Source organism: Nonomuraea glycinis, assembly GCF_014646515.1.
Classification (GTDB): domain Bacteria; phylum Actinomycetota; class Actinomycetes; order Streptosporangiales; family Streptosporangiaceae; genus Nonomuraea; species Nonomuraea glycinis.
In genome coordinates, this window is the sequence record NZ_BMNK01000012.1 from 137,219 (window position 1) to 163,800 (window position 26,582).

Consider the following 26,582-nt stretch of genomic DNA (forward strand, 5'->3'; position numbering starts at 1 on the left):
ATGGGACTTGAAGAGAAACTCCCCAGCGGGTTCATCCTCAGCACGGTCGAGCAGGCCGCGGGCTGGGCGCGCAAGAACTCCGTATGGCCGGCCACGTTCGGGCTCGCCTGTTGCGCCATCGAGTTGATGGCCACCGGTGGCCCGCACTACGACCTGGCGCGCTTCGGCATGGAGCGCGCTTCGGCGTCTCCTCGCCAGGCCGACCTCATGATCGTCGCCGGCCGCGTGTCGCAGAAGATGGCTCCCGTCCTGCGGCAGATCTACGACCAGATGGCCGAGCCCAAGTGGGTCATCGCCATGGGCGTGTGCGCCTCCAGCGGCGGCATGTTCAACAACTACGCGATCGTGCAGGGCGTCGACCACATCGTGCCCGTCGACATCTACCTGCCCGGCTGCCCGCCGCGGCCGGAGATGCTCATCGACGCGATCGTCAAGCTGCACGACAAGATCCAGAACACGAAGTTCGGCGCGCACCGCGCCAAGCAGGTCGAGGAGCTCGAACTGCAGGCGCTGCGCACGCTGCCGCTGATCGACCAAGGGGCCGCCAAGTGACCTCCCCTGACAACCTTCCCGAGGTCCCCGACGCGGAGGTGCCCGAGGTCGCGCAGACCCCGGTGACCGAGCCGCCCGTCGTCAGGCGTGGCATGTTCGGGGTCCAGGACAGCGGTGACACCTCTGGCTACGGCGGCCTCGTCGTGCGCCGGGCACCGCAGCTGTCCACCCCGCGCCCGTACGGCGGCTACTTCGACGAGATCGTGGACGGCCTCGGCCTCGACGACGCCATCGAGCGCGTGGTCGTCGACCGCGGCGAGCTCACCCTGCACGTCAGGCGGGAGCGGCTGGTCGAGGTGTGCCAGAAGCTGCGGGACGACCCGGCGCTGCGCTTCGAGCTCTCGCTCGGCGTCTCCGGCGTCCACTACCCGCACCTGGCGGGCGAGGAGTTGCACTCGGTCATCCACCTGTGCTCCCTCACCCACAACCGCCGCGTGCGCGTCGAGACGAGCTGCCCGGACGCCGATCCGCACATCCCGTCCACCGTCGGCGTCTACCCGGCCAACGACTGGCACGAGCGTGAGGCGTACGACTTCTTCGGGATCGTCTTCGACGGGCACCCGGGGCTGACGCGGATCATGATGCCGGACGACTGGGACGGCCACCCGCAGCGCAAGGACTACCCGCTGGGCGGCATCCCGGTCGAGTACCGCGGCGCGACCATCCCCGCTCCGGACCAAAGGAGGTCTTACTCGTGAGCACCGCATACGACGAGGCGACCGAGGGCAAGGTCTATTCGGTCAACGGCGCGGACTGGGACGAGGTCGTCGGCGCGGTCCGCGACGCAGACGACGAGCGCCTGGTCATCAACATGGGTCCGCAGCACCCGTCCACGCACGGCGTGCTGCGGCTGGTCCTGACCCTCGACGGTGAGACGGTCACCGAGGCGCGCGGCGTCATCGGCTACCTGCACACCGGCATCGAGAAGAACATGGAATACCGGACGTGGACCCAGGGGACCACGTTCGTCACCCGGATGGACTACCTGTCCCCGATCTTCAACGAGACGGCCTACTGCCTCGGCGTGGAGAAACTGCTCGGCATCGAGGATCGGATCCCGGACCGGGCGCAGGCCATCCGGGTCATGATGATGGAGCTCAACCGGATCGCCTCGCACCTGGTCGCGATGGGCACCTTCGGCATGGAGCTGGGCGCGACCACGCCGTTCCTGTTCGGGTACCGCGATCGCGAGATGATCATGGACCTGTTCGAGTACATCACCGGTCTGCGCATGAACCACGCCTACGTACGGCCGGGCGGCGTGAGCGTCGACCTGCCCGCGGGCGCGGTCGACAAGGTCGGCGAGTTCCTCAAGGAGATGCCCAAGCGGATCAAGGACATCCGCAAGCTGCTCGACGAGAACCCCGTCTTCGTCGGCCGCACCAAGGACGTCGCCTACCTCGACCTGACCGGCTGCATGGCGCTCGGCATCACCGGGCCCATCCTGCGCTCCGCGGGACTGCCGTGGGACCTGCGCAAGTCGCAGCCCTACTGCGGCTACGAGACCTACGACTTCGACGTGCCCACCGAGCGCGGCTGTGACGTCTACTCCCGCTACCTGGTGCGCATGCAGGAGATGGAGGAGTCCCTCAAGATCGTCGAGCAGGCGCTCGACCGCATCGCCGGACCGCTCAAGGGCGACCCGGTGATGATCGAGGACAAGAAGATCGGCTGGCCCGCGCAACTCGCGCTCGGCCCTGACGGCTTCGGCAACTCGCCCGACCACATCGCGCACATCATGGGCAGCTCCATGGAGGCCCTCATCCACCACTTCAAGCTGGTGACCGAGGGCTTCCGCGTGCCCGCCGGCCAGGTCTACGTGCCGATCGAGTCGCCCAAGGGCGAGCTCGGCGCGCACGTCATCAGCGACGGCGGCACCAAGCCCTACCGTTTCCACTTCCGCGAGCCGTCGTTCAACAACCTGCAGGCCTTCCCCGCCATGGCGGAGGGCGGCCAGGTCGCCGACGTGATCGCCGCGGTGGCATCTATCGACCCCGTCATGGGAGGTGTGGATCGGTGACGTATTCACCGGAAGTCCGGGAGCGTCTCGAACGCGACGCCAAGGAGATCATCGGCCGTTACCCGAAGACGCGGTCGGCGCTCCTGCCGCTGCTGCACCTGGTGCAGTCCGAGGACGGTTACGTCTCCGACGACGGACACGAGTTCTGCGCGCAGCTGCTCGGCCTGAGCAAGGCCGAGGTCGTCGGCGTGTCGACCTTCTACACCATGTACAAGCGCAGGCCCGCCGGCGAATATCACGTCGGCGTCTGCATCAACGCGCTCTGCGCCGTCATGGGCGGCGACGAGATCTGGGAGCAGCTCTCCGAGCACGTCGGGGTCGGCCACGAGGAGACCACCTCCGACGGCAAGGTCTCGCTGGAGCGCCTGGAGTGCAACGCGGCCTGCGACTTCGCCCCGGTCATGATGGTCAACTGGGAGTTCTTCGACAACCAGACCCCTGACTCGGCCAAGCAGCTCGTCGACGACCTGCGGGACGGCAAGGACGTGCGGCCCACCCGTGGGCCGAAGAAGCTCTGCTCGTTCAAGGACGCCTCGCGCGTCCTGGCCGGGCTGCCCGACGAGCTGGCGGGCGACGGCCCCTCGGCGGCCGGGCCCTCACTCGAGGGTCTCAAGGTCGCCAAGGCCCATGGATGGAAGGCCCCCGAGGCATGACGACTACCCTTACCCCGGTCCTGACCGCCAACTGGGACCAGGCCAACTCTTTCACCCTCGACGGCTACGGGCCGTACGAGGCGGCCAAGAAGGCGCTGGGCATGGACCCCGACGCCGTCATCCAGGCCGTCAAGGACTCGGGCCTGCGCGGCCGTGGCGGCGCCGGCTTCCCGACGGGCATGAAGTGGGGGTTCATCCCCCAGGGCGACGGCAAGCCGCACTATCTCGTGGTCAACGCCGACGAGTCGGAGCCGGGCACCTGCAAGGACATCCCGCTCATGATGGCCAACCCGCACTCGCTGATCGAGGGCGTCATCATCACGGCCTTCGCGATCCGGGCCAACCACGCCTTCATCTACGTGCGCGGCGAGGTGGTGCACGTCATCCGGCGGCTGCACGCGGCCGTGCGTGAGGCGTACGCCAAGGGTTATCTGGGCACCGACGTCTTCGGCTCCGGCTATGACCTGGAGCTCGTCGTGCACAGCGGCGCGGGCGCCTACATCTGTGGCGAGGAGACGGCGCTGCTCGACTCGCTGGAGGGCTTCAGAGGTCAACCGCGTCTCAAGCCCCCGTTCCCGGCCGTGGCGGGGCTTTACGCCTCACCTACTGTTGTGAACAACGTGGAATCTGTGGCCAGTGTTCCCTCCATCATCGCCAACGGGGCCGACTGGTTCGCCGGGATGGGGACGGAGAAGTCCAAGGGCTTCGGCATCTTCTCGCTGAGCGGCCACGTCACCAGGCCCGGCCAGTACGAAGCGCCGCTCGGGATCACCCTGCGCGAACTGCTCGACATGGCGGGCGGGGTCCGGGCGGGGCACCAGATCAAGTTCTGGACCCCCGGCGGCTCGTCCACGCCGATCTTCACCGACGAGCACCTCGACGTGCCGCTCGACTTCGAGGGCGTGGGCGCCAAGGGCTCCATGCTCGGCACCCGGGCGCTGCAGATCTTCGACGAGACCACCTGCGTGGTCCGTACGGTGCTGCGCTGGACCGAGTTCTACGCCCACGAGTCGTGCGGCAAGTGCACGCCGTGCCGCGAGGGCACCTACTGGCTCAAGCAGGTGCTCAAGCGCCTGGAGGCCGGCCAGGGCTCCGAGGAGGACCTGTCCACGATCACCGACATCGCGGACAACATCCTGGGCCGCTCGTTCTGCGCGCTCGGCGACGGGGCGACCAGCCCCATCCACTCCTCGGTGAAGTACTTCCGCGAGGAATACCTCAAACACTTCGAGATCGGCGGCTGTCCGTTCGACGCGAAGAAGTCCACTGTGTGGGGTGACCAGTGACCACAACCGCTGTAGAGACCAACCTGGTGACCCTGACGATCGACGGGTTCCAGGTCAGCGTCCCCAAGGGCACCCTGATCATCAGGGCCGCCGAGCTGATGGGCATCCAGATCCCCAGGTTCTGTGACCACCCGCTGCTCGACCCGGCGGCCAACTGCCGTCAGTGCCTGGTCGACATCCCCGACGCCGGCAACGGCCGCGGCTTTCCCAAGCCGCAGCCGTCGTGCGCGATCGAGGTCGCCGAGGGCATGGTCGTGCAGACCCAGCTCACCTCGCCGGTCGCCGAGAAGGCGCAGCGGGCGGCGATGGAGTTCCTGCTGATCAACCACCCGCTGGACTGCCCGGTCTGCGACAAGGGCGGCGAGTGCCCCCTGCAGAACCAGGCCATGTCCAACGGCCAGGGCGAGTCCCGCTTCCAGGAGCAGAAGCGGACCTTCCCCAAGCCGCTGCCCCTGTCCACCCAGGTGCTGCTCGACCGCGAGCGCTGCGTGCAGTGCGCGCGGTGCATCCGCTTCTCCGACCAGATCGCCGGCGACCCGTTCATCGAGTTCTTCGAGCGCGGCGCCAAGGAGCAGGTCGGGGTGGCCGACGGCGAGCCGTTCCAGTCCTACTTCTCCGGCAACACGGTGCAGATCTGCCCGGTGGGCGCGCTGACCGGCGCCGCCTACCGGTTCCGGGCCCGCCCGTTCGACCTGGTGTCCACGCCGAGCGCGTGCGAGCACTGCGCGTCGGGTTGCGCGCAGCGCACCGACCACCGGCGCGGCCGGGTCACCCGCCGGCTGGCGGGCAACGACCCGCAGGTCAACGAGGAGTGGAACTGCGACAAGGGCCGCTGGGCGTTCACCTACGCCACGCAGCCCGACCGGCTCAAGACGCCGCTGGTCCGCAACGCCGACGGGGTGCTGGAGCCCGCGTCCTGGCCGGAGGCGCTCAGCGTCGCCGCCCAGGGTCTGGCCGCCGCCCGCGGCAAGGCCGGCGTGCTGGTCGGCGGCCGGGTCACGGTCGAGGACGCCTACGCCTACGCCAAGTTCGCCCGGCTCGCGCTCGGCGGCAACGACATCGACTTCCGGGCCAGGCCGCACTCCGCCGAGGAGGCCGCCTTCCTGGCCCACGAGGTCGCCGGCAAGGGCATCGAGATCTCCTACGCCGACCTGGAGAGCGCGCCCGCGGTGCTGCTCGTCGGGTTCGAGCCCGAGGAGGAATCGCCCATCGTCTTCCTGCGCCTGCGCAAGGCGTGGCTGAAGCGGGGGCTCAAGGTCGCGGCGATCGCCCTGTTCGCCACGCCGGGCCTGGTCAAGATGGGCGCCACGCTCATCCGCACCGCGCCGGGCGCGGAGGCCGAGGCGATCGGCGAGCTGGTCGGCACGCTGGCCGAGGGCACGATCGTGCTCGCGGGCGAGCGACTGGCCGCCGTACCCGGCGCGCTGTCCGCCCTGTCGCGGCTGAGCGCCGCCTCGGGCGCCCGGCTCGCCTGGATCCCGCGCCGGGCCGGTGAGCGCGGCGCCCTGGAGGCGGGCGCGCTGCCCAACCTGCTGCCGATCGGCCGCCCGGTCGACGACGAGAGCGCCAGGGCGGAGGTCGCCAGGGTGTGGAACGTGGCCTCGCTGCCCGCCACGCCGGGCCGCGACACCACGGGCATGCTCGCCGCCGCACTCGACGGCGAGCTCGACGCGCTGGTCGTGGCCGGCGTCGACCCGTACGACCTGGCCGACCCCGCCGCGGCGCTGGCCGCGCTGGAGAACACCCCGTTCATCGTCAGCCTGGAGACCCGCGCGAGCGCCGTCACCGACCGGGCCGACGTGGTCCTGCCGGTGGCCACCGTGCAGGAGAAGGGCGGCACGTTCGTCAACTGGGAAGGCAGGGGCCGCTCGTTCGAGGCGCCGATCAAGGTGCCCGGTCTGCAGAGCGACCTGGCCGTGATCGGCAACCTGGCCGACCGGATGGACCTGCACCTGGGCCTGCCCGACGCCAAGGCCGCCCGGCGCGAGCTGTCGTCGCTGGGCTCCTGGCGCGGCACCCGCGTCGCGGCGCCCAGCACGGGCGGCCGCACCAGGCCCGCGCCCGCCGCCGGTGAGGCGCTGCTGGCCACCTGGCACCTGCTCCTCGACGAGGGCCGGCTGCAGGACGGCGAGCCCTACCTCGCGGGCACCGCCCGCGCCGCCGAGGCGCTGGTCTCGGCGGGCACCGCGGTGGAGATCGGCGTCGTGGACGGCGACAAGCTCGTCGTCGGCGGTGCCGGGCCGCAGGCGGTCACGCTGCCCGTCCGCATCGCCGACCTGCCGGACCGGGTGGTCTGGGTGCCGTCGAACTCGGGCGGCTGCTCGGTCACGCGCGATCTCGGCGCCGTGTCGGGCGACATCGTCACGATCGGGAGCGCCTCATGATGAAAACCGTTCTCGCGGCCGATCTTGCCGACTTCGGCAAGGATCCGCTCTGGATCACCATCGTCAAGGCCGTGATGCTGTTCGTCTTCGTGATGCTGTGCGTGCTGTTCGGCGTCTGGTTCGAGCGCAAGCTCATCTCCAGGATGCAGAACCGCTACGGACCCAACCGGGCGGGCAAGTTCGGCCTCCTGCAGTCCGTGGCCGACGGCATCAAGATGGGCCTGAAGGAGGACCTGACCCCGAACACCGTGGACAAGGTCCTCTACCTGCTGGCCCCGATCATCATGGTGGTGCCGGCCTTCCTGGCCTTCTCCATCGTGCCGTTCGGGCCGGTGGTCAACCTGTTCGGCGTGCAGACGCCGCTGCAGCTCGTGGACCTGCCGGTGGCCGTGCTGTTCATGCTGGCCATGGGCGCCGTCTCGGTCTACGGCGTGGTGCTCGCCGGCTGGTCCTCGCGCTCGCCGTACGCGCTGCTCGGCGGTCTGCGGTCGGCGGCGCAGGTGGTCTCGTACGAGATCGCGATGGGTCTGTCGTTCGTGGCCGTCTTCCTGTTCGCCGGGACGCTGTCCACGTCGGAGATCGTCGCGGCGCAGGAGACGACCTGGTTCGCGGTGCTGCTCCTGCCGTCGTTCCTGGTCTACGTGGTCTGCATGTTCGGCGAGGCCGCGCGCATCCCGTTCGACCTGCCCGAGGGTGAGGGCGAGCTGGTCGGCGGCTTCCAGACGGAATACTCCTCGTCGCTGAAGTTCGCCGTGATCATGATGGCCGAGTACATCCACACCTTCACCGCCAGCGGCATCGCCGTCACGCTGTTCCTCGGCGGTTGGCGGGCGCCCTTCCCGATCTCGTTGTGGGAGGGTGCCAACGTCGGCTACTGGCCGGTGCTCTGGTTCTTCATCAAGTTCGTGCTGACGTTCTGCTTCATCGTGTGGGTGCGCGCGTCTCTGCCGCGGGTCCGCTACGACCAGCTGATGTCGCTGGGCTGGAAGGTTCTGATCCCGGTCAACCTGGCGTGGATCCTGCTCGTCGCCGCGGTGCGCAACGTCCTGTTCGTCAACAACGGGACATTCGAGGGCGACGTGTACATCTCCGCCGGGCTCGGCGTGGTCGTCGTCATCGGCGCGCTGGCCATCTGGATGCGGTTCGACACCGTCAACCAGCGACGCAAGGAAGCCAGGAAGGCGGAGGTCGAAGCCGAGTTCGAGGAGCTGTCCAACGAGCCGACGGCAGGCGGCTTCCCTGTGCCGCCGCTCGATCTGCCGCACTACCACGGGGTGCAGCACAAGGAGATTCCCAGTGGGACTAACTGATTGGCTGAACCCCGTCAAAGGCTTCGGGGTCACCTTCCATACGATGTTCAAGAAGCCCGTCACGACCAACTATCCGGAGGAGAAGAGGCCGACGGCCCCTCGCTTCCACGGACGGCACCAGCTCAACCGCTGGCCCGACGGGTTGGAGAAGTGCATCGGCTGCGAGCTGTGCGCCTGGGCGTGCCCGGCCGACGCCATCTACGTGGAGGGCGGGGACAACAGCGACGAGGAGCGCTTCTCTCCGGGGGAGCGCTACGGACGCACCTACCAGATCAACTATCTGCGGTGCATCCTGTGCGGCCTGTGCATCGAGGCCTGTCCGACTCGCGCGCTCACCATGACCAACGAGTACGAGCTCGCCGACAGCAGCCGCGAGAGCCTCATCTTCACCAAGGAGATGCTGCTCGCGCCGCTGACCCAGGGGATGGAGCAGCCTCCGCACCCGATGCGGCTCGGTGAGACCGAAGAGGACTACTACCGGCTGGGACGGACCAATGGGTGAGACCATCACTTTCTGGGTGCTCGCCGTCATTTCCGTCGGCGCGGCGCTCGGCATGGTCTTCAACCGGAAGGCCGTCTACTCGGCGCTGATGCTCGGCACCGTGATGCTCTGCCTCGCGGTCCTCTACGCCGTGCAGGAAGCGCCCTTCCTGGCCGCCGTGCAGATCATCGTCTACACCGGCGCCGTCATGATGCTCTTCCTGTTCGTGCTCATGCTGGTCGGCGTCGACTCCTCCGACTCGCTGGTCGAGACGCTCAGGGGACAGCGGTTCTGGGCGGCGATCGCCGGTCTCGGCTTCGCGGCGCTGATCGTGCTGGCTGTGGGCAACGCGGTCTTCTCCACCCAGGCGGGCCTGGCGGCGGCCACGGCGCAGGGCGGCTACATCCGCTCCATCGCGCTGCTGCTGTTCACCAAGTACGTCTTCGCGTTCGAGATCACCTCGGCGCTGCTCATCACCGCCGCGCTCGGCGCGATGGTGCTGGCGCACCGGGAGCGCGAGGAGAAGAAGGTCACGCAGAAGGAGCAGTCCCGCGCCAGGTTCCTGGGCGACCGGCCGTCGCCGCTGCCCGGCCCCGGCACCTACGCCCGCAACAACGCCATCGACATGCCGGCGCTGCTGCCGGACGGCTCGGTCGCCGAATCCTCGGTCAACCGCTACATCGCGCGGTACGACGTGGAGCGGGGGCTCCTCCCTGAGGATCCCAAGCTCGCCGAGGCCATCAAGCACAGGGCCGAGGAGGAGTCCAAGTGACCACGCATTACCTCATCCTGTCCGGCCTGCTGTTCGCCATCGGCGCGATCGGCGTGCTGACCAGGCGCAACGCGATCGTGGTGTTCATGTGCGTCGAGCTCATGCTCAACGCCTGCAACCTCGCGTTCGTCACCTTCGCCAGGCAGGTGGGCAACCTCGAAGGTCAGATCATCGCGTTCTTCGTGATGGTGGTGGCCGCGGCCGAGGTCGTGGTAGGCCTGGCAATCATCGTGACGATCTTCCGAACCCGCAGGTCAGCGTCGGTCGACGACGTCAACCTGCTGAAGTACTAAGAGGTGACTGGTGGAATCTCCTGCTGAGATCATCCAGCACACCGCTGGTGGCGCGATCGGGTTGTCCTGGCTGATGATCGTGCTCCCGTTGCTGGGGGCGCTCATCCTGCTGGTGCTCAACCGCCGCACCGACCGGTGGGGCCATCTGCTGGGCGTGGCCATGTCCCTCGCCTCGTTCGTCGTGGCGGTGCTGGCGTTCGTCGAGCTGCTCGGACTCGGGGAGGCTGAGCGCCGGCAGGCCGTGCACCTGTACGAGTTCATCCCGGGCATGGTGGACATGGGCCTGCTGATCGACCCGTTGTCGATCAGCTTCGCCCTGCTGATCACGGGTGTCGGATCGCTGATCCACATCTACTCGATCGGCTACATGTCGCACGACCCGGACCGGCGCCGGTTCTTCGCCTACCTGAACCTGTTCGTCGCCGCGATGCTCCTGCTGGTGCTGTCCGACAACTACGTCGGGCTGTTCATCGGCTGGGAGGGCGTCGGTCTGGCGTCCTACCTGCTGATCGGCTTCTGGCAGTTCAAGCCGTCGGCCGCGGTCGCCGCCAAGAAGGCGTTCGTCGTCAACCGCGTCGGCGACCTCGGCCTGCTGGTCGGCATGTTCATCGTGTGGACCTCCTTCGGCACGCTCGCCTTCGCCGACCTCGGCACCAAGGTCGGCACCGCCTCGGACGGCACGCTGACCGCGATCGGGCTGCTGTTCCTGCTCGGCGCGTGCGGCAAGTCGGCCCAGCTGCCGCTGCAGTCCTGGTTGCTGGACGCGATGGAGGGCCCGACTCCGGTCTCCGCCCTCATCCACGCCGCGACCATGGTCACCGCCGGTGTCTACCTGGTGGTCCGCTCGGGCGGGTTCTTCTTCCCGGAGGGATCGCCGCAGGCGCTGGCCGTCGCGATCGTCGGCGCGGCCACGCTGCTCGCCGGTGCGATCATCGGTTGCGCCAAGGACGACATCAAGAAGGGCCTGGCGGGCTCCACGATGTCGCAGATCGGCTACATGATGCTGGGCGCGGGCCTCGGTCCGGTGGGCTACGCCTTCGCGATCGGCCACTTGATCACGCACGGCTTCTTCAAGGCCAACATGTTCCTCGGCGCGGGCTCGGTCATGCACGGCATGAACGACGAGGTGAACATGCGCAAGTACGGCGGCCTTCGCAAGCACATGCCGATCACCTTCGTCACGTTCCTCGTCGGCTACCTGGCGATCATCGGCTTCCCGCTGCTGTCCGGCTACTTCACCAAGGACGGCATCATTGAGACCGCGGTGCACCACCAGCCGGTGCTCGGCTGGCTGGCCGTGCTCGGCGCCGGACTCACCGGCTTCTATATGTCGCGGATGGTCTTCATGACCTTCTTCGGCGAGAAGCGCTGGGACAAGGACGCGCATCCGCACGAGTCTCCGGCCGTCATGACCTGGCCGCTGATCATCCTGTCGATCGGCTCCCTCTTCCTGGGCGGTTACCTGATCCTGAGCAACAGGCTCATGCTGTGGCTCAGCCCGGCGGTCGGTCGCCCAGAGGTACTGCCGGAGTTCCACTTCCTGAGCACTCCCGGCCTGGCCACGCTCGGGCTGGTCGCCGTCGGCGCGGCCTTCGCCTGGATGAGGTACGGCAGGGCTACGGTGCCGGTCGTGGCTCCGCGCGGGTCGTTCCTCACCACGTTCGCCCGGCGTGACCTGTACGGCGACGCGATCAACGAGTCGCTGCTCATGCGCCCCGGCCAGTGGCTGACCCGCTTCGCCGTCTACTTCGACAACCGGGGCATCGACGGGCTGGTCAACGGCCTGGCCGCGGGCATCGGCGGGAGCTCAGGGCGCCTGCGACGGCTCCAGACGGGCTTCGCCCGAACGTACGCGCTGTCCATCCTGATCGGTGCCGCCCTGGTGACCGGCGCCCTGCTCCTCGTTGGGAACATCTGATGTCGGAACTCTGGCTCCCGATCATCATGGCGGTGCCCGTGCTGGGCGCCATCGTGGTGGCCCTGCTCCCCAAGGGCGGCGACAAGCTGGCCAAGCAGGTCACCCTGGCAGTCTCGCTGGTGGTCCTGGCGCTCACGCTGGTGATGGCGTTCCAGTTCCCCGGCGCGGCCGGCGACAGGTTCAAGTTCGAGGCGACGTACGACTGGATCCCGACCTTCGGGGTGCACTTCGGCGTCGGCGTCGACGGTGTGGCGCTGGTGCTGATCGCCCTGTCGGCGGTGCTGGTGCCGATCGTGGTGCTCGCCTCCTGGCACGACGCCGACGGCGTCAAGACCGCCGACGGCACCGTGGTCGCGCCCAAGCGGTCGGTGAAGACGTACTTCTCGCTGCTGCTGGTGCTCGAAGCGATGATGATCGGCGTCTTCGCGGCGACGGACATCTTCCTGTTCTACGTCTTCTTCGAAGCCATGCTGATCCCGATGTACTTCATGATCGGGTCGTACGGCGGTGCCCAGCGGTCCTACGCGGCCGTCAAGTTCCTGCTGTACTCCCTGTTCGGCGGCCTGCTCATGCTGGTCGCGGTCATCGGGCTCTACGTCATCGCGGGCAAGCAGACGTTCATGTTCCCCGAGCTCGTCGGGGTCATCCAGGACCCGGCCACGCAGAAGTGGCTGTTCGCCGGCTTCTTCATCGCCTTCGCGATCAAGGCGCCGCTCTGGCCGGTGCACACCTGGCTGCCCGACGCGGCCGCGCAGGCTCCGGCGGGCGCCGCCGTCCTGCTCGTGGGCGTGCTCGACAAGGTCGGCACGTTCGGCATGCTCCGCTTCTGCCTGGAGCTGTTCCCCGACGCGGCCAAGGCGTTCACGATGCCGATCGTGGTGCTCGCGGTGATCAGCATCATCTACGGCGCGATCGTGGCCATCGGGCAAACCGACATGAAGCGCCTGATCGCCTACACGTCGATCTCGCACTTCGGCTTCATCGTGCTGGGCGTGTTCGCCATGTCGCAGGTCTCCCAGGCCGGCGCGACGCTCTACATGGTCAACCACGGCTTCGCCACCGGCGCGCTGTTCCTGGCCGCCGGGTTCCTCATCGCCAGGCGCGGCTCGCCGCACATCGCCGACTACGGGGGCGTCCAGAAGGTCGCTCCGCTGCTGGCCGGCTTCTTCCTGATCGCCGGCTTGGCCGGGCTGTCGCTGCCGGGGCTGTCGACGTTCGTCAGCGAGTTCATGGTGATGATCGGCGCCTACTCCAGCACGGCCTCCGGGTCGGGCGCGTTCGTGGTGGCCGCGATCGTCTCCGCGACGGCCGTCATCCTGGCGGCCGTCTACATCCTGTGGATGGTGCAGCGGACCCTGAACGGGCCCACGGCCGAGCCGGTCAAGGCCTTCAAGGACCTCAACGCGCGGGAGATCTGGGTGATGGCGCCGCTCATCGCTCTGATCATCGGCTTCGGGTTCTACCCCAAGCCGCTGCTCGACGTGATCAATCCAGCGGTCACCAGCACGTTGACCAACGTGCATGTGGACAATCCGGCTATCGCTGAGAAGGGAGCCGGTCAGTGAACAACACCATCGTGGCGCCGACGATCGAGTACGGCACGCTGGCGCCGCTACTGCTCATCTTCGGCGCCGCCATCGTCGGCGTGCTGGTGGAGGCGTTCGCGCCCCGCTATCTGCGCAAGGCGATGCAGGTGCCCATCACCCTGCTCAGCATCGCGGGCGCGTTCGCCCTCGTCATCCTGCAGGTCGTCTCCGGCGACGTGCCGACCACGCCGGTCGCCATGGGCGCCCTCGCGGTCGACGGGCCGTCGCTGTTCATCTGGGGCGTCATCCTCGTCCTGTCGTTCGTCTGTGTGCTGCTGATCAACGACGAGGGTCACTTCGTCGCCTCGGCCGCCGCGGTGCCCGGCAGCGCCGACGAGGAAGAGGCCGAGCGCTCCGGCAGCGCGCACACCGAGGTCTACCCCCTCGCGCTGTTCGCGATCGGCGGCATGCTGCTCTTCCCGGCCGCCAACGACCTGCTGACGATGTTCGTCGGCCTTGAGGTCATGTCGCTGCCGCTGTACCTGCTGTGCGGCCTGGCCCGCCGTCGCCGCCTGCTGTCGCAGGAGGCGTCGATGAAGTACTTCCTGCTGGGCGCGTTCTCCTCGGCGTTCTTCCTGTACGGCACCGCCATGATCTACGGCTACGCCGGCACGGTCTCCTTCGCCGGGATCAGCCAGGCCATGGCGACGGGCGCGCTGCTCGACCCGCTACTGCTGCTCGGGTTCTCGCTGCTCGCCGTGGGCCTGCTGTTCAAGCTCGGCGCCGCGCCGTTCCAGGCCTGGAAGCCGGACGTCTACCAGGGCGCGCCGACGCCCATCACCGCGCTGATGGCCTCCGGCACGCTGGTCGCGGCCGTGGGCGCCCTGCTGCGGGTCTTCTGGGCCGGTCTGGGGAACCTGGACTGGAACTGGCGGCCGGTCATCTGGGTCATCGCGGCGCTCACGATGATCGTCGGCTCGATCCTGGCGATCACCCAGACGGACATCAAGCGGATGCTCGCCTACTCCTCCATCGCGCACGCCGGCTTCCTGCTGGTGGGTGTGGTGGCCACGTCCAGCACGGCCGCGGGCAACGCCATCTCGATGCAGGCGATCCTGTTCTACCTGCTGGTCTACGGTCTGGCCACCGTCGGCGCGTTCGCGGTGGTCACGCTGGTGCGCGACCCCGGCGGCGAGGCGAACCACCTGTCGCGCTGGGCCGGGCTGGGCAAGCGCTCGCCGATCCTGGCAGGCGTCTTCGCCTTCTTCCTGCTGGCCTTCGCCGGAATCCCGCTGACCAGCGGCTTCTTCGGCAAGTACGCCGTGTTCACGGCGGCCCTGGCCAGCGGCAGGGAAGCCGGCGACTCGCTGGGCGCCTGGATGACCGGGCTGGTCGTGGTGGGTGTCGTCGCCTCGGCGATCGCGGCGTTCTTCTACGTCCGCGTCATCGTGCTGATGTTCTTCAACGAGCCGGCGGCGGACGGACCGTCGATCGCGATCCCCAGCACGGGGACCGTGGCGGTCATCTCGATCGCGATGCTGGTTACGGTAGGAGTCGGGGTGTTCCCGGAGCCCGTGCTCCAGCTCGCCCACAACGCCGCTGCCGGCCTTTTCATCAGATAGGGGATCTATATGTCCGCGCCTCCCGTGGTTGACCTTCCCATCGCGGATGAGCGGTTGGCGCAGGATGTGGCCAACGGACTGGCTGCCGTGGAGAAGCTGCTGCGGACCTCGGTGGAGAGCGAGGACGCCTTCGTCACGGAGGCGTCCAAGCATCTCATCCAGGCCGGTGGCAAGCGCTTCCGCACGCTGATGGTGCTGCTGGCCGCCCAGTTCGGCGACCCGTCGGCGCCGGGCGTGGTGCCCGGCGCCGTGGTGATCGAGCTGACCCACCTCGGCTCTCTCTACCACGACGACGTCATGGACGAGGCCCCGGTGCGCCGGGGCTCCCCGTCGGCGAACGCCCGGTGGGACAACACCGTGGCCATCCTCACCGGCGACTACCTGTTCGCCCAGGCGTCCGACCTGCTCGCCGACCTCGGCCCCGAGCTGATCCGGATCCAGGCGCAGACGTTCTCCCGCCTGGTGCAGGGACAGATCCGCGAGACCGTCGGCCCGCGCGCCGACGAGGACCCGGTGGTCCACTACATCAGCGTGCTGGAGGACAAGACCGGCTCGCTGATCGCCGCCTCCGGCCGCTTCGGCGCGCTGCTGTCCGGTGCCCCCGCCGAGATCGAGGAGCGGCTCAGCCGGGCCTGCGAGGCGATCGGCGTGGCCTGGCAGCTCGGCGACGACCTGCTGGACGTGGCGTCCACGTCCACCGAGTCGGGCAAGACGCCGGGCACCGACCTGCGGGAGGGCGTCAAGACCCTGCCGGTCCTCTACGCGCTGGCCGACGACCCGTCCTCCAGGCTGTCGGAGCTGCTGTCGGGACCGGTCCCGGAGGCGGACGTCGAAGAGGCGCTGACCCTGCTGCGGGCGCACCCGGCGATGGCCAGGGCCCAGGCGGACCTGGACGACTGGGTCAACCGGGCGCGGGACGACATCTCCAACCTTCCCGACATCCCGGCCCGGGGCGCCTTCCTGTCGCTATGTGACTACGTGGTCGAGCGTTCTGGCTGACTTGGCGATGCGTGCGGCCCGCGCCGTACGGAAGCTGTCGTACGTGAATATCGCCAGCGCGAGCCACACCAGCGAGAAGCCGATCCACCGGCTCGGCGGCATGGTCTCCTTGGCGATCAGCACCCCGCACAGGAACTGCAGGACGGGCGCGATGTACTGCAACAGCCCGATCGTGCTCAGCGGCACCCGGTTGGCGGCGGCGGTGAAGAGCATCAGCGGCACCGCCGTGATCACGCCCGCGCCGACCAGCAGCAGGAGGTGCCCCACGCCCTCGGTCCCGAACGTGGCCTGGCCCGCCTGCTGCAGGAACACCAGGTAGCCCAGCGCCGGCAGCAGCAGCACCAGTGTCTCCACCGTCAGGCTCTCGCCGGCGCCCACGTTCGCCTGCTTCTTGATCAGCCCGTAGGCCCCGAAACTGACGGCCAGCACCAGTGCCATGTACGGCGGCCGCCCGTAGTTGACGGCCAGCACCAGCACGGCCAGCGCCCCGAACCCCACGGCCACCCACTGCAGCCGCCGCAGCCGCTCGCCCAGCAGCACCACTCCGAACACCACGCTCACCAGCGGGTTGATGAAGTAGCCGAGCGCGGCCTCCACCACATGGCCGGTGTTGACCGCGTAGATGTAGGTGCCCCAGTTGACCGTGATGATCACGGCCGCGAGGGTCAGCAGCCCGAGCTTCCTGGGCTGCGCCACCAAGGCCCTGATCCACGACCAGTGTCGCCGCACCGCCAGGATCGCGACCACGGCTACCAGCGACCACACCATCCGATGCGCCAGGATCTCCACGGCCCCCGACGGCTTGAGCAGTGGCCAGTAGAGCGGGAACAGTCCCCACAGAATGTAGGCGGCCACTCCGTACAGGACACCGCGTCGCATGTCAGGCATGAAGCCTATAGTCGGGCATTACCACCCTTCATCACAAATGCAGTCTCTTGCACGAGACCATGTAGGAACCGTAAACCGTTGATTCATCCGTACCGTGCCAGAGCCTGCGGAGGCGCGACGGTTGGCCGTTCGGAAGACGGGCTACACGCCCAACCCCATGTACGGAGGAGGTGTGCAGCGGACGCACCAGGCACACCGAGGTCGTACGGGTCGTCTTCGACCCCACGGAGGTCGCACAACGGCGTCTGCTGCTCGAACGTCATCTGCGCCTTGACGGTCCGGCCGGGCGCGGCGTCGCCCTTCCACGGTCCGAACTTGTAGCGACATCAGGACCGGACTTTTGCTACTTCAAGTAGTAAACTAAGCTCATGAGCATGCCAGAGCGAGACTTCGCCCCGGGAGACGGGCCGGCCGCCAAGGTCAGTGTGTCTCTGAGAACGGGCAATATTCGCGCCGTCCGAGAGCGAGTCGGGGCCCGCGGGTTTTCCGCTTACGTCGATGCCGCTGTGGAACGTCAGATCGAGCGCGATCTCCTGGAGGAGGCCCTGCAGGCGAACGAGGCCGCTTCTGGGCCGATCCCACAGTCATTGCGCGATGAGGCGGCGGAGTTGTTTCGCCGCGTGAAGTCGGCGCCTGAACTCCAGGAGGAGGACGGGTGGCGCGCGCACGAAGCAGGTTGAGCGCGGGCACCGTCGTTCTCGACTGCGAAGGGCTCGTGAAGTGGTGCGAGGCCGACCAACGGGTGACAGCGTTCGTACGGGAGGCGCAGGACAACGACTTCCGGGTCGTGGTCAGCGCCATGACACCGATTGAGGCGCAAGACATCCGCGTCAAAGGGGATCGTCTCAGGTGGTATCTGTCCCGGCTGAAGATCGAGCCTGTGACCGAGGACATCTCGTCGCGTGCGATCGAGGTTCTTCGGGATGCCCGCCTGGACGGTCACAAGTACGCCATCGACGCTGTGGTCGCGGCCACCGCACTGCGTTCGGTGCACCCTGCCATGGTTCTCACGTCTGACGCGGACGACATGAGCAAACTGTGCGGAAAAGCAGTGCAGGTGGTCCCCGTCTGACTGTGCGAGGGCTGTGCGGGAGTCTCCGGGACTATCGCAGGAGGGGAACTGCTACCACCAGTCGGCAGCCCGGGCGCGTTCGAGATCGACGCCGACGATGCGCTGATCGGACTGAATCTCTTGGCGAGGGCACGGCGGGAGGTCGGCGATCGGCCACCGGCCACCGGCGCGAAGCAGCGGGGCGTGCTCATGACTGAGGTGGCGACCGCTGAGTCTATGTCGGGGCCTACGGCGAGGCGCTACATCTGCGGGTTGTCCTGTCTGGCGGACGGAGCCGATCAGATCTTCGCCCGTGGAGTGCTGAATGTCGGTGGGGTGCTGGAGGCAGTCATACCAGCCAAGGAGTACCGAGACGGGCTGCCGAGTGAGTGCCATGCTGCGTATGACGAGTTGCTGGGCCGGGCGGTTCGGACTCACAGGCTGGAGTTTGTGGAGTCCACCTCGGAGTCGCACATGATGGCCAGTGCACGGATGCTGGACGATGCTGATGTGTTGTTCGCCGTGTGGGACGGGCAGCCCGCCCGAGGCTACGGCGGCACTGCTGACGTGGTGGTCGAGGCCCGACGGCGGGAGGTCCCCGTTCGGGTGATCTGGCCCGAAGGAGCCCGGCGAGATTAGGGCCCTCCAGGCGCTAGATGCCTGGTCGGGCGGCTAATGACCCTTTAGCCAAGCCTCTAGACCTAGAGTCGGTCTCTCTAGGTCTAGAGGCAGTGGCTCTATGGGACTCCCGTGCCACTGTGTAGGCCAGTGATGATCAGGTGGTACGTGTCGTCCTTGTAGGCCGCTGAGCAGGCCGGGCACTTGGACGCGCGCTGGTTGCCGCAGGCGTCCGGACGATCCCGCCTTCGGATGACGAATGGGATATCCAGTTCGGTAAGCCAGGTGACCCGTCTTGCCGAAGGTCAAAGCCTGACTCCCGGTTTTGGGACTGAAACAGGGAGTAGTATGCAAGGGGAAGGAGAACCATCCTCATGGCTGATGTCAGACCCCGGAAGTCTTCGACGCGAGCGGCTAAGAAGCGAAAGCATCGGACGCTCCCGCCGCAAAGTGATCACGAGACGGGTGGCACGGCGCAGGCTCCTCGTAGGAAAGAGATCGAGGAGCGGGCGGCACTGGTCTTGTTCGACCAGGCACAACGGCTGGACGGGGTGGCTGCCAGTACTCATGAGACCGGCACCCGTGACACGGTCCGGGAGGTCGTCCAGGGTCTGCTCGCTCACGCCGAGCCGGTGCGGGCGACGATCGCGTCGAAGATTCTCGGTGTTGACGAGAAGACGGTTCGCGCGTGGGCCAAGGAAGGGCTGCTCATCTCGGTCAGGGGAAGACCCCGCCTGATGCTTGAAGCCGAGCGTCTGTATACCGTGGCAACACTCGTTCAAGATCTACGCCGGGCCGGCCGTACCCGGAATCTGGTCGAGGTGGTCTGGCAGCGCTTGCAGGACCGGGAGCTTCTGGAGAACGATCAGCTGACCGATGGTCTTCGGCAGATGGAGCAGGGTGAGGGCCGTCCGTGGCGGGAGATCAGGGCAGAGTGGAGTTCCAAAAATTCGGAGCTGACTGCCGGTGAAGACTGAGGTCTACCTCTCGGTTCTCGCGGAGAAGCACGCTGAGACCTTGCGCGGGGCGGATCTCAGGTCATTCGTCGCCTTTGTCAGTGATCTGGAAGCGCGGGGTTGCGCGGCCCTTGGATATCGGCTCACGGAAGAACTCCCGGTGAGTCGGCTGTGCGTCAAGCATTTGAGAGGTGCCATGCGCGTCGTGGTCGCCTTCAAAGAGCCGGGTCATGCATGGGTTCTGATGCTGGGACCTCATGATGAGCGCAACCGGACGTACGATGTCTACACCTCGCTGTGGGAGGTATGCGGGCTGGATGCGCCCCCGGTGGGTGAACGTACCAAGCCCGCCTGTTGTGACGACGGTGGCGCGGACCCGAACCTGCCGGAAACCGATGATCTGGTGACTCGCTGTCGTGATCTCGCCAAGCCGCCTCGTCGGCGTAAGCGCCCAAGCTGATCAGATCCTGACCCTGGATCGCGCAAGGCGCTCGCTCCCGGCATCCTTCCCCGGCCTCGCTACGACGGAAGGCGCAGGGCGAATGTCGTGCGGATGCCTGGCACGCTGGTGACCGTGGCTGTGCCGTTGTGTGCTTCGGCGAGGTTGCGGACGATGGCGAGGCCGAGGCCGCTGCCTCCGGTTCGTCGGTTGCGGGACTTCTCGGCTCGCCAGAACCTGTCGAAGACGTGGGGGAGGTGCTCGGCGCGGATGCCGACCCCGGTGTCGGTCACCTCGATGACGATCTGGTCGCCATCCTGGCGGGCGGCCAGGGTGATGTGCCCGCCGGGTGGGGTGTAGCGCAGGGAGTTGGTGACCAGGTTACCGATGGCCTGGCGGAGGCGTACCGGATCTGCGGTCAGTGCGGGGTCGTCGGTGATCGCGGTGGTCAGGGTGAGGCCTGCCGCTTCGGCTCGGCCTCGGTGGGCGGTGGCCACCTGGTCGAGGAGGTAGCCGAGGTGGACGGGTTCGACGTGCAGCCGGAGTTTGCCCGCGTCGGCGAGGGCGAGCTCCTGAAGGTCGTCGACGATGTGCTGCAGCAGCAGGATCTCCTCGACCAGCGACGCGATCAGCGCCGGGTCCAGCTCGGCGACGCCGTCCTGGGCCGCCTCCAGCCACCCCCTGAGGTTGCTCAGCGGGGTCCGCAGCTCGTGGGAGACGTCGCTGACCATGGCCTTGCGCTGCTCCTCCATGCGCTGGAGGTGCTCCGACATTTCGTTGAACGCCGTGGCGAGCTCGCTGATCTCGCCGGTCGTCCTGACCGTGACGCGGGCGGAGCTGTCCCCGTCCCGCATCCGCCGCGCGGCGTGGGTGAGCGCGTTGACCGGCCCGACCAGGCGCCGGGCCGCCATGACGCTCACCCCCACGGTCAGTACGAGCACGAGAAGGGCGGCGCCGGCGATCGAGGGGAGCGGGATGCGCTGGCCGGTGGCCTCGGCGGGGGAGCCGATGTACAGGTAGGCCGCGGGCGCGACGTACGGATCGAGTTGCTCCTTGCGGGCGGTGACGATGCAGGACGAGATCGTCTGATCGGGCTCCGCGTCGGAGGGCTGCTTCTTCCTGGAGATCCAGGCGAAGTCGAGGCCGACCGAGCCCCGTTCCGTGCTCTTGCCCTTGAGGCACCTGCCGACCAGGAGGTTGAGCTGCTTCAGCGCGGCCTTCTCGGTGCGCGTCGGCGTGCTGAAGGTGGCGGTGTCGCAGGCCTGCGGCACCGCGACGGCCTCGCGCGGCACCGGGTGCGGCTCCGGGGCGGTTTCCTTGCTGGTCGTCGTCACGACGGGCCGGCCGGTGTTCGAGACGGTCAGCTGTACGGCCTGCCCGGTACGGTCGGCGCAGGTGGCGTAGGCGCCGGCGGCCTTGACCAGCCGGGCGCGATCGGCGGCGGACAGCAGGAAGGGCCCCACCGCGCGTGGATCGATCCGGTCCCTGGCCGCCCCCGGCACCAGGGTCACGTCCACGGCCAGCGGGTCGACGACGGCCGACACTCTGGCGGGCAGTGGGGTCCCGGTGGTCGCCGAGTCCGCGATGAGGGCGCCCTTCTCGGTGGTCAGCGCGATGCGACGGTTGTTACGGGCGGCGAGATCGCGCACCGTGGCGGCGACGCCCGACCATTCCGGATGGCGGGAGGCGTAGCCGAGCAGCTTGTTGTTGATCTGGGCATCGCTGGCCAGCGTCTGACCCTGCTCACGCTGGATGGCGCCGGAGGTGCTGCTGGCGGCCAGCCACGCCGTCGCGCTGATCGAGCAGACCGCCACGATGGCGGAGCTCGTGAGCAGCCTGACGAGCAGCGATCTCATGCGTGGGTCAGTTTGTAGCCGACGCCGTACACGGTCAGCAGCCGGACCGGGCGGCGCGGATCAGGCTCGATCTTCTTGCGCAGGTTCATCACGTGCACGTCGACCGTGCGTTCGGTGATGAACCTGTCGAAGCCGTGGATGCGCTCCAGCAGCTGCTTCCTGGTGAACACCCGCTCCGGCTCGGCGGCCAGCGTCTCGATGATCCGGAACTCCGCGAGCGTGCACTCCACCAGCGTGTCCGCCGCGGTGACGGTATGCCTGACCGGGTCCACGACGAGGTCGCCCGCCTGGAACAGCCGCCGATCGTCCTGGGACCTGCCGGTACGGCGCAGCAGCGTCCGCACGCGGGCCATCAGCTCACGGGGGCTGTACGGCTTGGCCACGTAGTCGTCGGCGCCGAGGTCGAGCCCCAGCAGCAGGTCATCCTCGGTGGACCTGGCGGTCAGCATCAGGATCGGCAGGTCGGACTCGGCCCGCAGCACCCGGCAGACGTCCAGCCCGTCGACCTTCGGCATCATCACGTCGAGCACCACAAGGCCGGGATCCACCCGCCGGGCCTCGTCGATCGCGGAACGCCCGTCGTGCACGACGAGGACCTCATGGCCCTCCCGCTCCAGATACCGCCTGAGCAGTTCGGCCTGCTTGGGATCGTCCTCAGCGACCAGTACATAGGCGCACATGACCTGAGGCTATGCGCATGCCAGTGGTGCATATGGGATCTGCATGACAACCAAACAGGTTCCACACATTCTGTCGCCAGGCTGCGGCGAGTGAGAACCAACCTGGTCCGTACGGCTGCCGCGGCGACCCTCGCCTTCCTGCTGACCGGCTGTGCGGCCGACGCGAGCACGGCCGTACGGCATGAGCCGCCGAGCAGTGCCGCGCGGTCGGAGCCGTCGAGCGGTGGCGCGCGGTCGGCGGCCGGAGCGAAGATCGCAAGCGTCAAGGGGTCCCGGATCACGGTCTACCGGAGCAAGGCGGGGGTGGCCCAGCGGACGATCACGAGCCCCAACGACTACGGCGTGACGCGGGTCTTCCTGGTGGACCGTGCCGAGGGTGCGTGGCTCCGGGTGCTGCTGCCGATCCGGCCGAACGGCAGCAAGGGCTGGATCAAGGCCACCGACGTGACGCTCGCGGAGACCGCTCACCGGGTGGAGATCGATCGCGGGGCGTTCAGGTTCACGGTCTACGACGGCGACCGGGCCGTCAGGACGGGCAAGGTCGCGACGGGCGAAGCGGGGACGCCGACGCCTCCAGGCCGCTACTTCTTCACCGAGCTGGTGAAACCCGTCGGTGACGGCGGGGCCTACGGCGCCTACGCCTTCGGGCTGAGCGGCTTCTCGCCCGCGCTGAAGAGCTTCGCCGGCGGTCCGGGCCAGCTGGCGGTCCACGGGACGAACAAGCCGTCCGCCATCGGCACCCAAGCCAGCCACGGCTGCGTCCGGATCAGCAACGACGACATCACCTGGATGGCGAAGAACCTGGCGATCGGTACTCCGGTCGTCATCAAGGGCTGAGGCCCGACTCGAATGAACAGGGGAACCCCTATGAAGATCAAAGCCATCATCATCGGCTTCGGCGCGGCTCTGATTCTGGCCGTGGGCCTCTCAGGCCTTTCGGGTACGGCCGCGGCCGATCCCAAGGAGCCGTCCGCCGCGCCCTCCCCGGTCCCGGCCGAGCGTCGGTCCCCGGCCGAGGAGCCGTCCGCCGCGCCCTCTCCGGTCCCGGCCGAGGAGTCGACGCCGGGCCCGAAGGAGCCCGTCACCGTCAAGCCGGCCTACACCGGCTGATCAAGATGCGTCGAGGCAGGGCGAACGCGTCAGAGTTCTTCCCGACCGTGCCTGGTGCGACTCCTGTCAGCGAGCGATCAGTCTGCCTGGCAGGGGGAGAACGGTGGTCCTGGCCACCCGGCGGTTCTTGATCCAGCGAATCCGGACGGCTTTTCCGTCGGCGGTGGCGAGCTCCGGGACGGAGTCGCCGTCCACGTCGAGCAGCGCCGCATTGACCCCGCCCTGCCCGATCCAGCTCGGCCGGCTCGGCCCGTCGGCCGAGCCGTACAGGATGGCGACCCTGCCCGTGCCGCGAGCCACCGCGACGAGGTCGGTGTAGCCATCCTTGTCGACGTCACCGGCCGCCAACGACCCGGCGTGGTCGTCGGCCGGGGCACTGGTCCCGGTGACGCCAGGCAGCGCCAGCGTCTTCAGCCGACGTTTGTCGATGCCCGAGGGGCCTCCTCGCAGGACAAGAAGCTTGCCGTCACCGATCCCGGCGATCACGTCGGCGTACTTGCCACGGTGGAAGCGGCCCGTCCTCACCGACCAGCCGAACGGCTTCCGTGTGCACCTGGCGGTGTTCGCCTTGTTGTCAGCGCCCGCGGAACCGCCCGCGCACGCCTGCACATCCATGACGCGGCCGTCCACGTTCCCACTGGTCACCATGGTGTTCCCAGCGATCCGCACGCCTTTGGCCGATCCCTTGAACACGTGGATCGCCCCGCCGATGTCGTATCCCGGCCGTCCGGACGGCGCGGTGACCACCAGGTCGTTGTAGCCGTCGCCGGTCACATCCCCGGCGGCCAGTCCGGCGCCGAACAAACGACTGTGCTGGCTGAAGCCGGCCACTCCCGGGGTGTTCTCGCTGAGCACCAGTGCTCCGGACGAGGTGAGACCGCGGCGGGAGCCGTACAGGACGATGGCCGCGCCGCCGTGCGTTGCCGCGGTGTCCAGTGTGGTTTCCGGCGCCCCGACGGCGAGGTCGACGTAACCGTCCCGGTTGAAGTCAGAGGTGGTCAGCGTGTTGCCGAACCCGTGGCCGGTGCCCAGCCGGGGGACTCCGCCCTGGCCAGGGGTGAACCGGCTCGTCGGGCCGGTATAGCCGTCCGCGCGCCGGCCGTACAGGACGGTGACCGTGCCGGCGGCGCCGACCGTCACGTCCGCGAGGCCGTCGCCGTTGAAGTCACCCGTCGACAGTGCGGTCGCCCGCTGACTCCGGGTGGCTGCTCTGCCCCCCAGCGGCTGGATCGTGAGCAGCTTTGCACCACCTACGACCAGGTCGGCCCGGCCGTCGCCGCTGACATCTCCGCGAACAGGGCGCGGAGACGCCGAGGCTCCGATGCACAGCACGGCCGCCAACACGATGATCATTGAGCGAGGGGGCACGAAGGGATGATAACGGGCATCCCCGTCGTGGAGGTTCGTTCTGTACATACCAGCGCATGGTTGTCCGTGGACGCGGCCATCCGCGGGTCGTGCCGGCGTGGCGCCTCTGCGTAATCTTGGCCAAGCTGTCCGCGTTCCTGGAGATGGCGGCAAGGTGTCCTGGCTCTGGGACGCCTTGTCTATACACTGAAGACCATGAGCGTGATGCGCGAGGAACTTCATCACTTGGTGGACCAGCTCCCCGAGGAGAAGGTCGCGCCTCTACTGCGCCTGGTCAAAGATCAGCTCGATGAGCCGCCGGCTGTTCGTAATCTGCCCTTCATCGGCATGCTGGCGGCTGAGCCGGATTTTGCGGAACGTGCCGAGGAGATCTTGCAGTCGGAGGACAATCACTCCGTGTGATCGTCCTTGACACAGGCCCATTGGTTGCGGCGCTCAACAGCCAAGACAAGTACCACGATGCGTGCGCGCGCCTTCTGCGAACTCATCCCGGTCCGCTGCTGGTCCCCTCCACTGTCGTCACCGAGGTCTGCCAGTTGGTGGAGAGACGACAGGGCAGCAAAGCGGAGGCGGCGTTCTTGCGGAGCTTTGGGTCGGGACTGACGCTGGTGGATCTTACCGAGTTGGATCTGGATCGTATGAGCACCTTGGTCGAGATGTATGCGAGCCTTCCGCTGGGTGCGGTCGACGCATCTGTGATCGCGGTTGCCGAACGGCTCGGGATTTCAGAGGTGGCGACACTTGATCGCCGTCACTTCACAGTGGTCCGACCGGACCACACCAGCGCGCTACTCCTCCGACCGGAACAGCTGTGAATAACCGCCTGCACGCCTGGGGCGCGTGCGTGTCACACATCGTGATGCTCCGGACTTCTCGGCCGAGCTGGATGTCGATGCCATTTCTCCAGGAGGTCCGTGCGGGCTGTCAGTCCCCGGACTGCTCGTCGAAGTACGGCTTCATCGCGGGGTAGTAGTCGCCGAAGTCCGGTGTGGGGGAGCCTTCGCGTGCGGCCACGAGCATGTCGAGGTAGTACTCCCAGCCTGGGCCGACCTCGCCGATGCCGTTCTCGGTGGCCAGGTGGTGCACGAACCGCAGTTCGGTCGAGCCGGCCGTTTCGGACAGCAGTAGCTCCACCCGCCAGGACCCGGAGTCGTCGGTCATCGACAGGGCCAGCCGCTGCGGGGGGTCGCATGCGTCGATGTGCATGTCGCACCACGGCTCCTGCTCCTCGAATGCCATCTGCACCTTGATCGTCCGTCCGGGCGCGGCGTCGCCCTCCCATGGTCCGAACCAACGCGCCGTGCGTTCGGGCTCGGTGAGACTGGCCCACACGTCCTCGGCGGACGCGCGGAACGTGCGGGTGAGAACGAGGTCGCTTCCGGCGCCGGTACGGAACAACCGGCCGGTGGGCATGGGGCTCATGCGGTGTTCTCCTCTTCTTGGCCGGTCATGCCGTGGGCACGGCGTTCGCGGCGGGTGCGATGGACCTCTGTTTCCAGGGCGTCGAAGTGGTGTTCCCACCCGGCGGGACGGCTGAGGAGGGCGATCCACTCGGTGAGCTCGGTGAGCCGCTCGGTGTGCAGGACATAGAACCGCTGCCTGCCCACCAACTCGGCGCGGACCAGCTCGCTGTCTCTGAGGACGCGAAGGTGGCGGCTCACGGCGGGCCGGCTGATCGCGAAGCATTCGGCGATCTCTCCGGCGGAGAGCCGTTGGTCGCGCAGCATCATCAGGATGGCGCGCCGCACCGGATCAGCGATCGCGCCCGCTACCTTGTCCACCTGTGAAGCGTAACCTGTT

31 protein-coding genes are annotated in these 26,582 nt (G+C 68.0%); 24 read left to right on the forward strand and 7 right to left on the reverse strand.

The features are described from left to right. The 14 genes from IEY87_RS29855 (at position 1) to IEY87_RS29920 (ending at position 15,816) form a co-directional block, all read left to right on the forward strand. The gene (locus tag IEY87_RS29855) at positions 1-552 is read left to right on the forward strand and encodes a NuoB/complex I 20 kDa subunit family protein (protein ID WP_189142147.1); all 552 of its coding nucleotides are present in this window, start codon (positions 1-3) and stop codon (positions 550-552) included. Next, positions 549-1,250: an NADH-quinone oxidoreductase subunit C gene (locus IEY87_RS29860; protein WP_189142148.1), complete on the forward strand. Its 702-nt coding sequence runs from the start codon at positions 549-551 to the stop codon at positions 1,248-1,250. Before IEY87_RS29855 ends, IEY87_RS29860 begins: the two co-directional genes overlap by 4 nt. Further along, positions 1,247-2,572 (forward strand): NADH-quinone oxidoreductase subunit D, encoded by a 1,326-nt coding sequence (locus tag IEY87_RS29865; RefSeq protein ID WP_189142149.1) that lies wholly within the window; start codon positions 1,247-1,249, stop codon positions 2,570-2,572. Before IEY87_RS29860 ends, IEY87_RS29865 begins: the two co-directional genes overlap by 4 nt. After that, on the forward strand, positions 2,569-3,225 hold the full coding sequence (gene nuoE / locus IEY87_RS29870; RefSeq protein ID WP_189142150.1) for an NADH-quinone oxidoreductase subunit NuoE: 657 nt from the start codon (positions 2,569-2,571) through the stop codon (positions 3,223-3,225). Before IEY87_RS29865 ends, nuoE begins: the two co-directional genes overlap by 4 nt. After that, complete coding sequence (gene nuoF, locus IEY87_RS29875) at positions 3,222-4,511, forward strand: NADH-quinone oxidoreductase subunit NuoF (RefSeq protein WP_189142151.1); 1,290 nt, start codon at positions 3,222-3,224, stop codon at positions 4,509-4,511. Before nuoE ends, nuoF begins: the two co-directional genes overlap by 4 nt. Continuing rightward, the gene (locus IEY87_RS29880; protein WP_189142152.1) at positions 4,508-6,895 is read left to right on the forward strand and encodes an NADH-quinone oxidoreductase subunit G; all 2,388 of its coding nucleotides are present in this window, start codon (positions 4,508-4,510) and stop codon (positions 6,893-6,895) included. Before nuoF ends, IEY87_RS29880 begins: the two co-directional genes overlap by 4 nt. Next, positions 6,895-8,205, forward strand: coding sequence for an NADH-quinone oxidoreductase subunit NuoH (nuoH, locus tag IEY87_RS29885; RefSeq protein ID WP_189142273.1), 1,311 nt, complete (start codon positions 6,895-6,897; stop codon positions 8,203-8,205). Before IEY87_RS29880 ends, nuoH begins: the two co-directional genes overlap by 1 nt. Then, positions 8,192-8,707, forward strand: a complete 516-nt coding sequence (nuoI, locus tag IEY87_RS29890) for an NADH-quinone oxidoreductase subunit NuoI (protein WP_189142153.1) — start codon at positions 8,192-8,194, stop codon at positions 8,705-8,707. The genes nuoH and nuoI overlap by 14 nt, the downstream gene beginning before the upstream one ends. After that, on the forward strand, positions 8,700-9,458 hold the full coding sequence (locus IEY87_RS29895) for an NADH-quinone oxidoreductase subunit J (protein WP_189142154.1): 759 nt from the start codon (positions 8,700-8,702) through the stop codon (positions 9,456-9,458). The genes nuoI and IEY87_RS29895 overlap by 8 nt, the downstream gene beginning before the upstream one ends. Next, entirely contained in the window at positions 9,455-9,751 is a 297-nt protein-coding gene (gene nuoK / locus IEY87_RS29900) for an NADH-quinone oxidoreductase subunit NuoK (protein WP_189142155.1), read from the forward strand. The genes IEY87_RS29895 and nuoK overlap by 4 nt, the downstream gene beginning before the upstream one ends. Positions 9,752-9,824: 73 nt before the next feature. After that, the gene (nuoL, locus tag IEY87_RS29905) at positions 9,825-11,669 is read left to right on the forward strand and encodes an NADH-quinone oxidoreductase subunit L (RefSeq protein ID WP_189142274.1); all 1,845 of its coding nucleotides are present in this window, start codon (positions 9,825-9,827) and stop codon (positions 11,667-11,669) included. Further along, positions 11,669-13,234 (forward strand): NADH-quinone oxidoreductase subunit M, encoded by a 1,566-nt coding sequence (locus IEY87_RS29910; RefSeq protein ID WP_189142156.1) that lies wholly within the window; start codon positions 11,669-11,671, stop codon positions 13,232-13,234. The genes nuoL and IEY87_RS29910 overlap by 1 nt, the downstream gene beginning before the upstream one ends. Then, positions 13,231-14,817: an NADH-quinone oxidoreductase subunit NuoN gene (gene nuoN / locus IEY87_RS29915; protein WP_189142157.1), complete on the forward strand. Its 1,587-nt coding sequence runs from the start codon at positions 13,231-13,233 to the stop codon at positions 14,815-14,817. Before IEY87_RS29910 ends, nuoN begins: the two co-directional genes overlap by 4 nt. 9 nt (positions 14,818-14,826) lie before the next feature. Next, a complete protein-coding gene (locus IEY87_RS29920; protein ID WP_189142158.1) occupies positions 14,827-15,816 on the forward strand; it encodes a polyprenyl synthetase family protein in 990 nt (329 codons plus the stop codon). Here the strand turns inward: IEY87_RS29920 and rarD are convergent. Next, positions 15,784-16,704 (reverse strand): EamA family transporter RarD, encoded by a 921-nt coding sequence (gene rarD / locus IEY87_RS29925; protein ID WP_189142159.1) that lies wholly within the window; start codon positions 16,702-16,704, stop codon positions 15,784-15,786. The two genes, IEY87_RS29920 and rarD, sit on opposite strands and share 33 nt — an antisense overlap. Positions 16,705-16,874: 170 nt before the next feature. Between rarD and IEY87_RS47235 the strand changes: the two genes are divergently transcribed. The 4 genes from IEY87_RS47235 to IEY87_RS29945 all read left to right on the forward strand — a co-directional run bounded on the left by IEY87_RS47235 (position 16,875) and on the right by IEY87_RS29945 (position 18,394). Next, positions 16,875-17,060: a hypothetical protein gene (locus tag IEY87_RS47235; RefSeq protein ID WP_372462258.1), complete on the forward strand. Its 186-nt coding sequence runs from the start codon at positions 16,875-16,877 to the stop codon at positions 17,058-17,060. A gap of 12 nt (positions 17,061-17,072) precedes the next feature. Further along, on the forward strand, positions 17,073-17,384 hold the full coding sequence (locus tag IEY87_RS29935) for a hypothetical protein (RefSeq protein ID WP_189142160.1): 312 nt from the start codon (positions 17,073-17,075) through the stop codon (positions 17,382-17,384). Beyond that, positions 17,360-17,776, forward strand: coding sequence for a type II toxin-antitoxin system VapC family toxin (locus tag IEY87_RS29940; RefSeq protein ID WP_189142161.1), 417 nt, complete (start codon positions 17,360-17,362; stop codon positions 17,774-17,776). Before IEY87_RS29935 ends, IEY87_RS29940 begins: the two co-directional genes overlap by 25 nt. A gap of 189 nt (positions 17,777-17,965) precedes the next feature. Then, positions 17,966-18,394: a hypothetical protein gene (locus IEY87_RS29945; protein ID WP_189142275.1), complete on the forward strand. Its 429-nt coding sequence runs from the start codon at positions 17,966-17,968 to the stop codon at positions 18,392-18,394. Between the two features lie 98 nt (positions 18,395-18,492). On the opposite strand, the gene IEY87_RS47040 is transcribed toward IEY87_RS29945, so the two are convergent. Then, a complete protein-coding gene (locus tag IEY87_RS47040; RefSeq protein ID WP_308426463.1) occupies positions 18,493-18,645 on the reverse strand; it encodes a replication initiator in 153 nt (50 codons plus the stop codon). A 102-nt stretch (positions 18,646-18,747) separates the two neighbouring features. Here IEY87_RS47040 and IEY87_RS29950 point away from each other — a divergent pair, with 102 nt between their 5' ends. Both IEY87_RS29950 and IEY87_RS29955 read left to right on the forward strand, forming a co-directional pair. Then, entirely contained in the window at positions 18,748-19,350 is a 603-nt protein-coding gene (locus IEY87_RS29950) for a hypothetical protein (protein WP_189142162.1), read from the forward strand. Beyond that, positions 19,340-19,789, forward strand: a complete 450-nt coding sequence (locus tag IEY87_RS29955) for a hypothetical protein (protein WP_189142163.1) — start codon at positions 19,340-19,342, stop codon at positions 19,787-19,789. Before IEY87_RS29950 ends, IEY87_RS29955 begins: the two co-directional genes overlap by 11 nt. Positions 19,790-19,848: 59 nt before the next feature. On the opposite strand, the gene IEY87_RS29960 is transcribed toward IEY87_RS29955, so the two are convergent. Together IEY87_RS29960 and IEY87_RS29965 are read right to left on the reverse strand one after the other, a co-directional pair. Next, a complete protein-coding gene (locus tag IEY87_RS29960; RefSeq protein WP_189142164.1) occupies positions 19,849-21,624 on the reverse strand; it encodes a sensor histidine kinase in 1,776 nt (591 codons plus the stop codon). Next, the gene (locus IEY87_RS29965; protein ID WP_189142165.1) at positions 21,621-22,304 is read right to left on the reverse strand and encodes a response regulator; all 684 of its coding nucleotides are present in this window, start codon (positions 22,302-22,304) and stop codon (positions 21,621-21,623) included. Before IEY87_RS29965 ends, IEY87_RS29960 begins: the two co-directional genes overlap by 4 nt. Positions 22,305-22,394: 90 nt before the next feature. Here IEY87_RS29965 and IEY87_RS29970 point away from each other — a divergent pair, with 90 nt between their 5' ends. Further along, positions 22,395-23,141: a L,D-transpeptidase gene (locus IEY87_RS29970; protein WP_225277389.1), complete on the forward strand. Its 747-nt coding sequence runs from the start codon at positions 22,395-22,397 to the stop codon at positions 23,139-23,141. 30 nt (positions 23,142-23,171) lie between these two features. Beyond that, positions 23,172-23,414, forward strand: a complete 243-nt coding sequence (locus IEY87_RS29975; protein ID WP_189142167.1) for a hypothetical protein — start codon at positions 23,172-23,174, stop codon at positions 23,412-23,414. Between the two features lie 66 nt (positions 23,415-23,480). On the opposite strand, the gene IEY87_RS29980 is transcribed toward IEY87_RS29975, so the two are convergent. Next, positions 23,481-24,767: an FG-GAP-like repeat-containing protein gene (locus IEY87_RS29980; protein ID WP_189142168.1), complete on the reverse strand. Its 1,287-nt coding sequence runs from the start codon at positions 24,765-24,767 to the stop codon at positions 23,481-23,483. Between the two features lie 210 nt (positions 24,768-24,977). On the opposite strand from IEY87_RS29980, the gene IEY87_RS29985 reads away from it, so the two are divergent. Both IEY87_RS29985 and IEY87_RS29990 read left to right on the forward strand, forming a co-directional pair. Then, on the forward strand, positions 24,978-25,184 hold the full coding sequence (locus tag IEY87_RS29985; protein ID WP_189142169.1) for a hypothetical protein: 207 nt from the start codon (positions 24,978-24,980) through the stop codon (positions 25,182-25,184). Continuing rightward, entirely contained in the window at positions 25,181-25,597 is a 417-nt protein-coding gene (locus IEY87_RS29990) for a type II toxin-antitoxin system VapC family toxin (protein ID WP_189142170.1), read from the forward strand. The genes IEY87_RS29985 and IEY87_RS29990 overlap by 4 nt, the downstream gene beginning before the upstream one ends. 109 nt (positions 25,598-25,706) lie before the next feature. On the opposite strand, the gene IEY87_RS29995 is transcribed toward IEY87_RS29990, so the two are convergent. Together IEY87_RS29995 and IEY87_RS30000 are read right to left on the reverse strand one after the other, a co-directional pair. Further along, entirely contained in the window at positions 25,707-26,204 is a 498-nt protein-coding gene (locus IEY87_RS29995) for an SRPBCC family protein (protein WP_189142171.1), read from the reverse strand. Continuing rightward, positions 26,201-26,563, reverse strand: coding sequence for a metalloregulator ArsR/SmtB family transcription factor (locus IEY87_RS30000; protein WP_189142172.1), 363 nt, complete (start codon positions 26,561-26,563; stop codon positions 26,201-26,203). The genes IEY87_RS29995 and IEY87_RS30000 overlap by 4 nt, the downstream gene beginning before the upstream one ends. Positions 26,564-26,582: the final 19 nt, after the last annotated feature.

Bases quoted from the DNA above. Each gene is read 5' to 3' on its own strand.
- IEY87_RS29960 (WP_189142164.1), bottom strand. From the start codon at position 21,624: ATGAGATCGCTGCTCGTCAGGCTGCTCACGAGCTCCGCCATCGTGGCG.
- IEY87_RS29980 (WP_189142168.1), bottom strand. From the start codon at position 24,767: ATGATCATCGTGTTGGCGGCCGTGCTGTGCATCGGAGCCTCGGCGTCT.
- nuoF (WP_189142151.1), top strand. From the start codon at position 3,222: ATGACGACTACCCTTACCCCGGTCCTGACCGCCAACTGGGACCAGGCC.
- IEY87_RS29920 (WP_189142158.1), top strand. From the start codon at position 14,827: ATGTCCGCGCCTCCCGTGGTTGACCTTCCCATCGCGGATGAGCGGTTG.
- rarD (WP_189142159.1), bottom strand. From the start codon at position 16,704: ATGCCTGACATGCGACGCGGTGTCCTGTACGGAGTGGCCGCCTACATT.
- IEY87_RS29910 (WP_189142156.1), top strand. From the start codon at position 11,669: ATGTCGGAACTCTGGCTCCCGATCATCATGGCGGTGCCCGTGCTGGGC.
- IEY87_RS29945 (WP_189142275.1), top strand. From the start codon at position 17,966: ATGACTGAGGTGGCGACCGCTGAGTCTATGTCGGGGCCTACGGCGAGG.
- nuoL (WP_189142274.1), top strand. From the start codon at position 9,825: ATGATCGTGCTCCCGTTGCTGGGGGCGCTCATCCTGCTGGTGCTCAAC.
- IEY87_RS29965 (WP_189142165.1), bottom strand. From the start codon at position 22,304: ATGTGCGCCTATGTACTGGTCGCTGAGGACGATCCCAAGCAGGCCGAA.
- IEY87_RS29895 (WP_189142154.1), top strand. From the start codon at position 8,700: ATGGGTGAGACCATCACTTTCTGGGTGCTCGCCGTCATTTCCGTCGGC.
- IEY87_RS29855 (WP_189142147.1), top strand. From the start codon at position 1: ATGGGACTTGAAGAGAAACTCCCCAGCGGGTTCATCCTCAGCACGGTC.
- IEY87_RS29935 (WP_189142160.1), top strand. From the start codon at position 17,073: ATGAGCATGCCAGAGCGAGACTTCGCCCCGGGAGACGGGCCGGCCGCC.
- IEY87_RS29985 (WP_189142169.1), top strand. From the start codon at position 24,978: ATGAGCGTGATGCGCGAGGAACTTCATCACTTGGTGGACCAGCTCCCC.
- IEY87_RS29995 (WP_189142171.1), bottom strand. From the start codon at position 26,204: ATGAGCCCCATGCCCACCGGCCGGTTGTTCCGTACCGGCGCCGGAAGC.
- IEY87_RS29975 (WP_189142167.1), top strand. From the start codon at position 23,172: ATGAAGATCAAAGCCATCATCATCGGCTTCGGCGCGGCTCTGATTCTG.
- IEY87_RS29950 (WP_189142162.1), top strand. From the start codon at position 18,748: ATGGCTGATGTCAGACCCCGGAAGTCTTCGACGCGAGCGGCTAAGAAG.
- nuoH (WP_189142273.1), top strand. From the start codon at position 6,895: ATGAAAACCGTTCTCGCGGCCGATCTTGCCGACTTCGGCAAGGATCCG.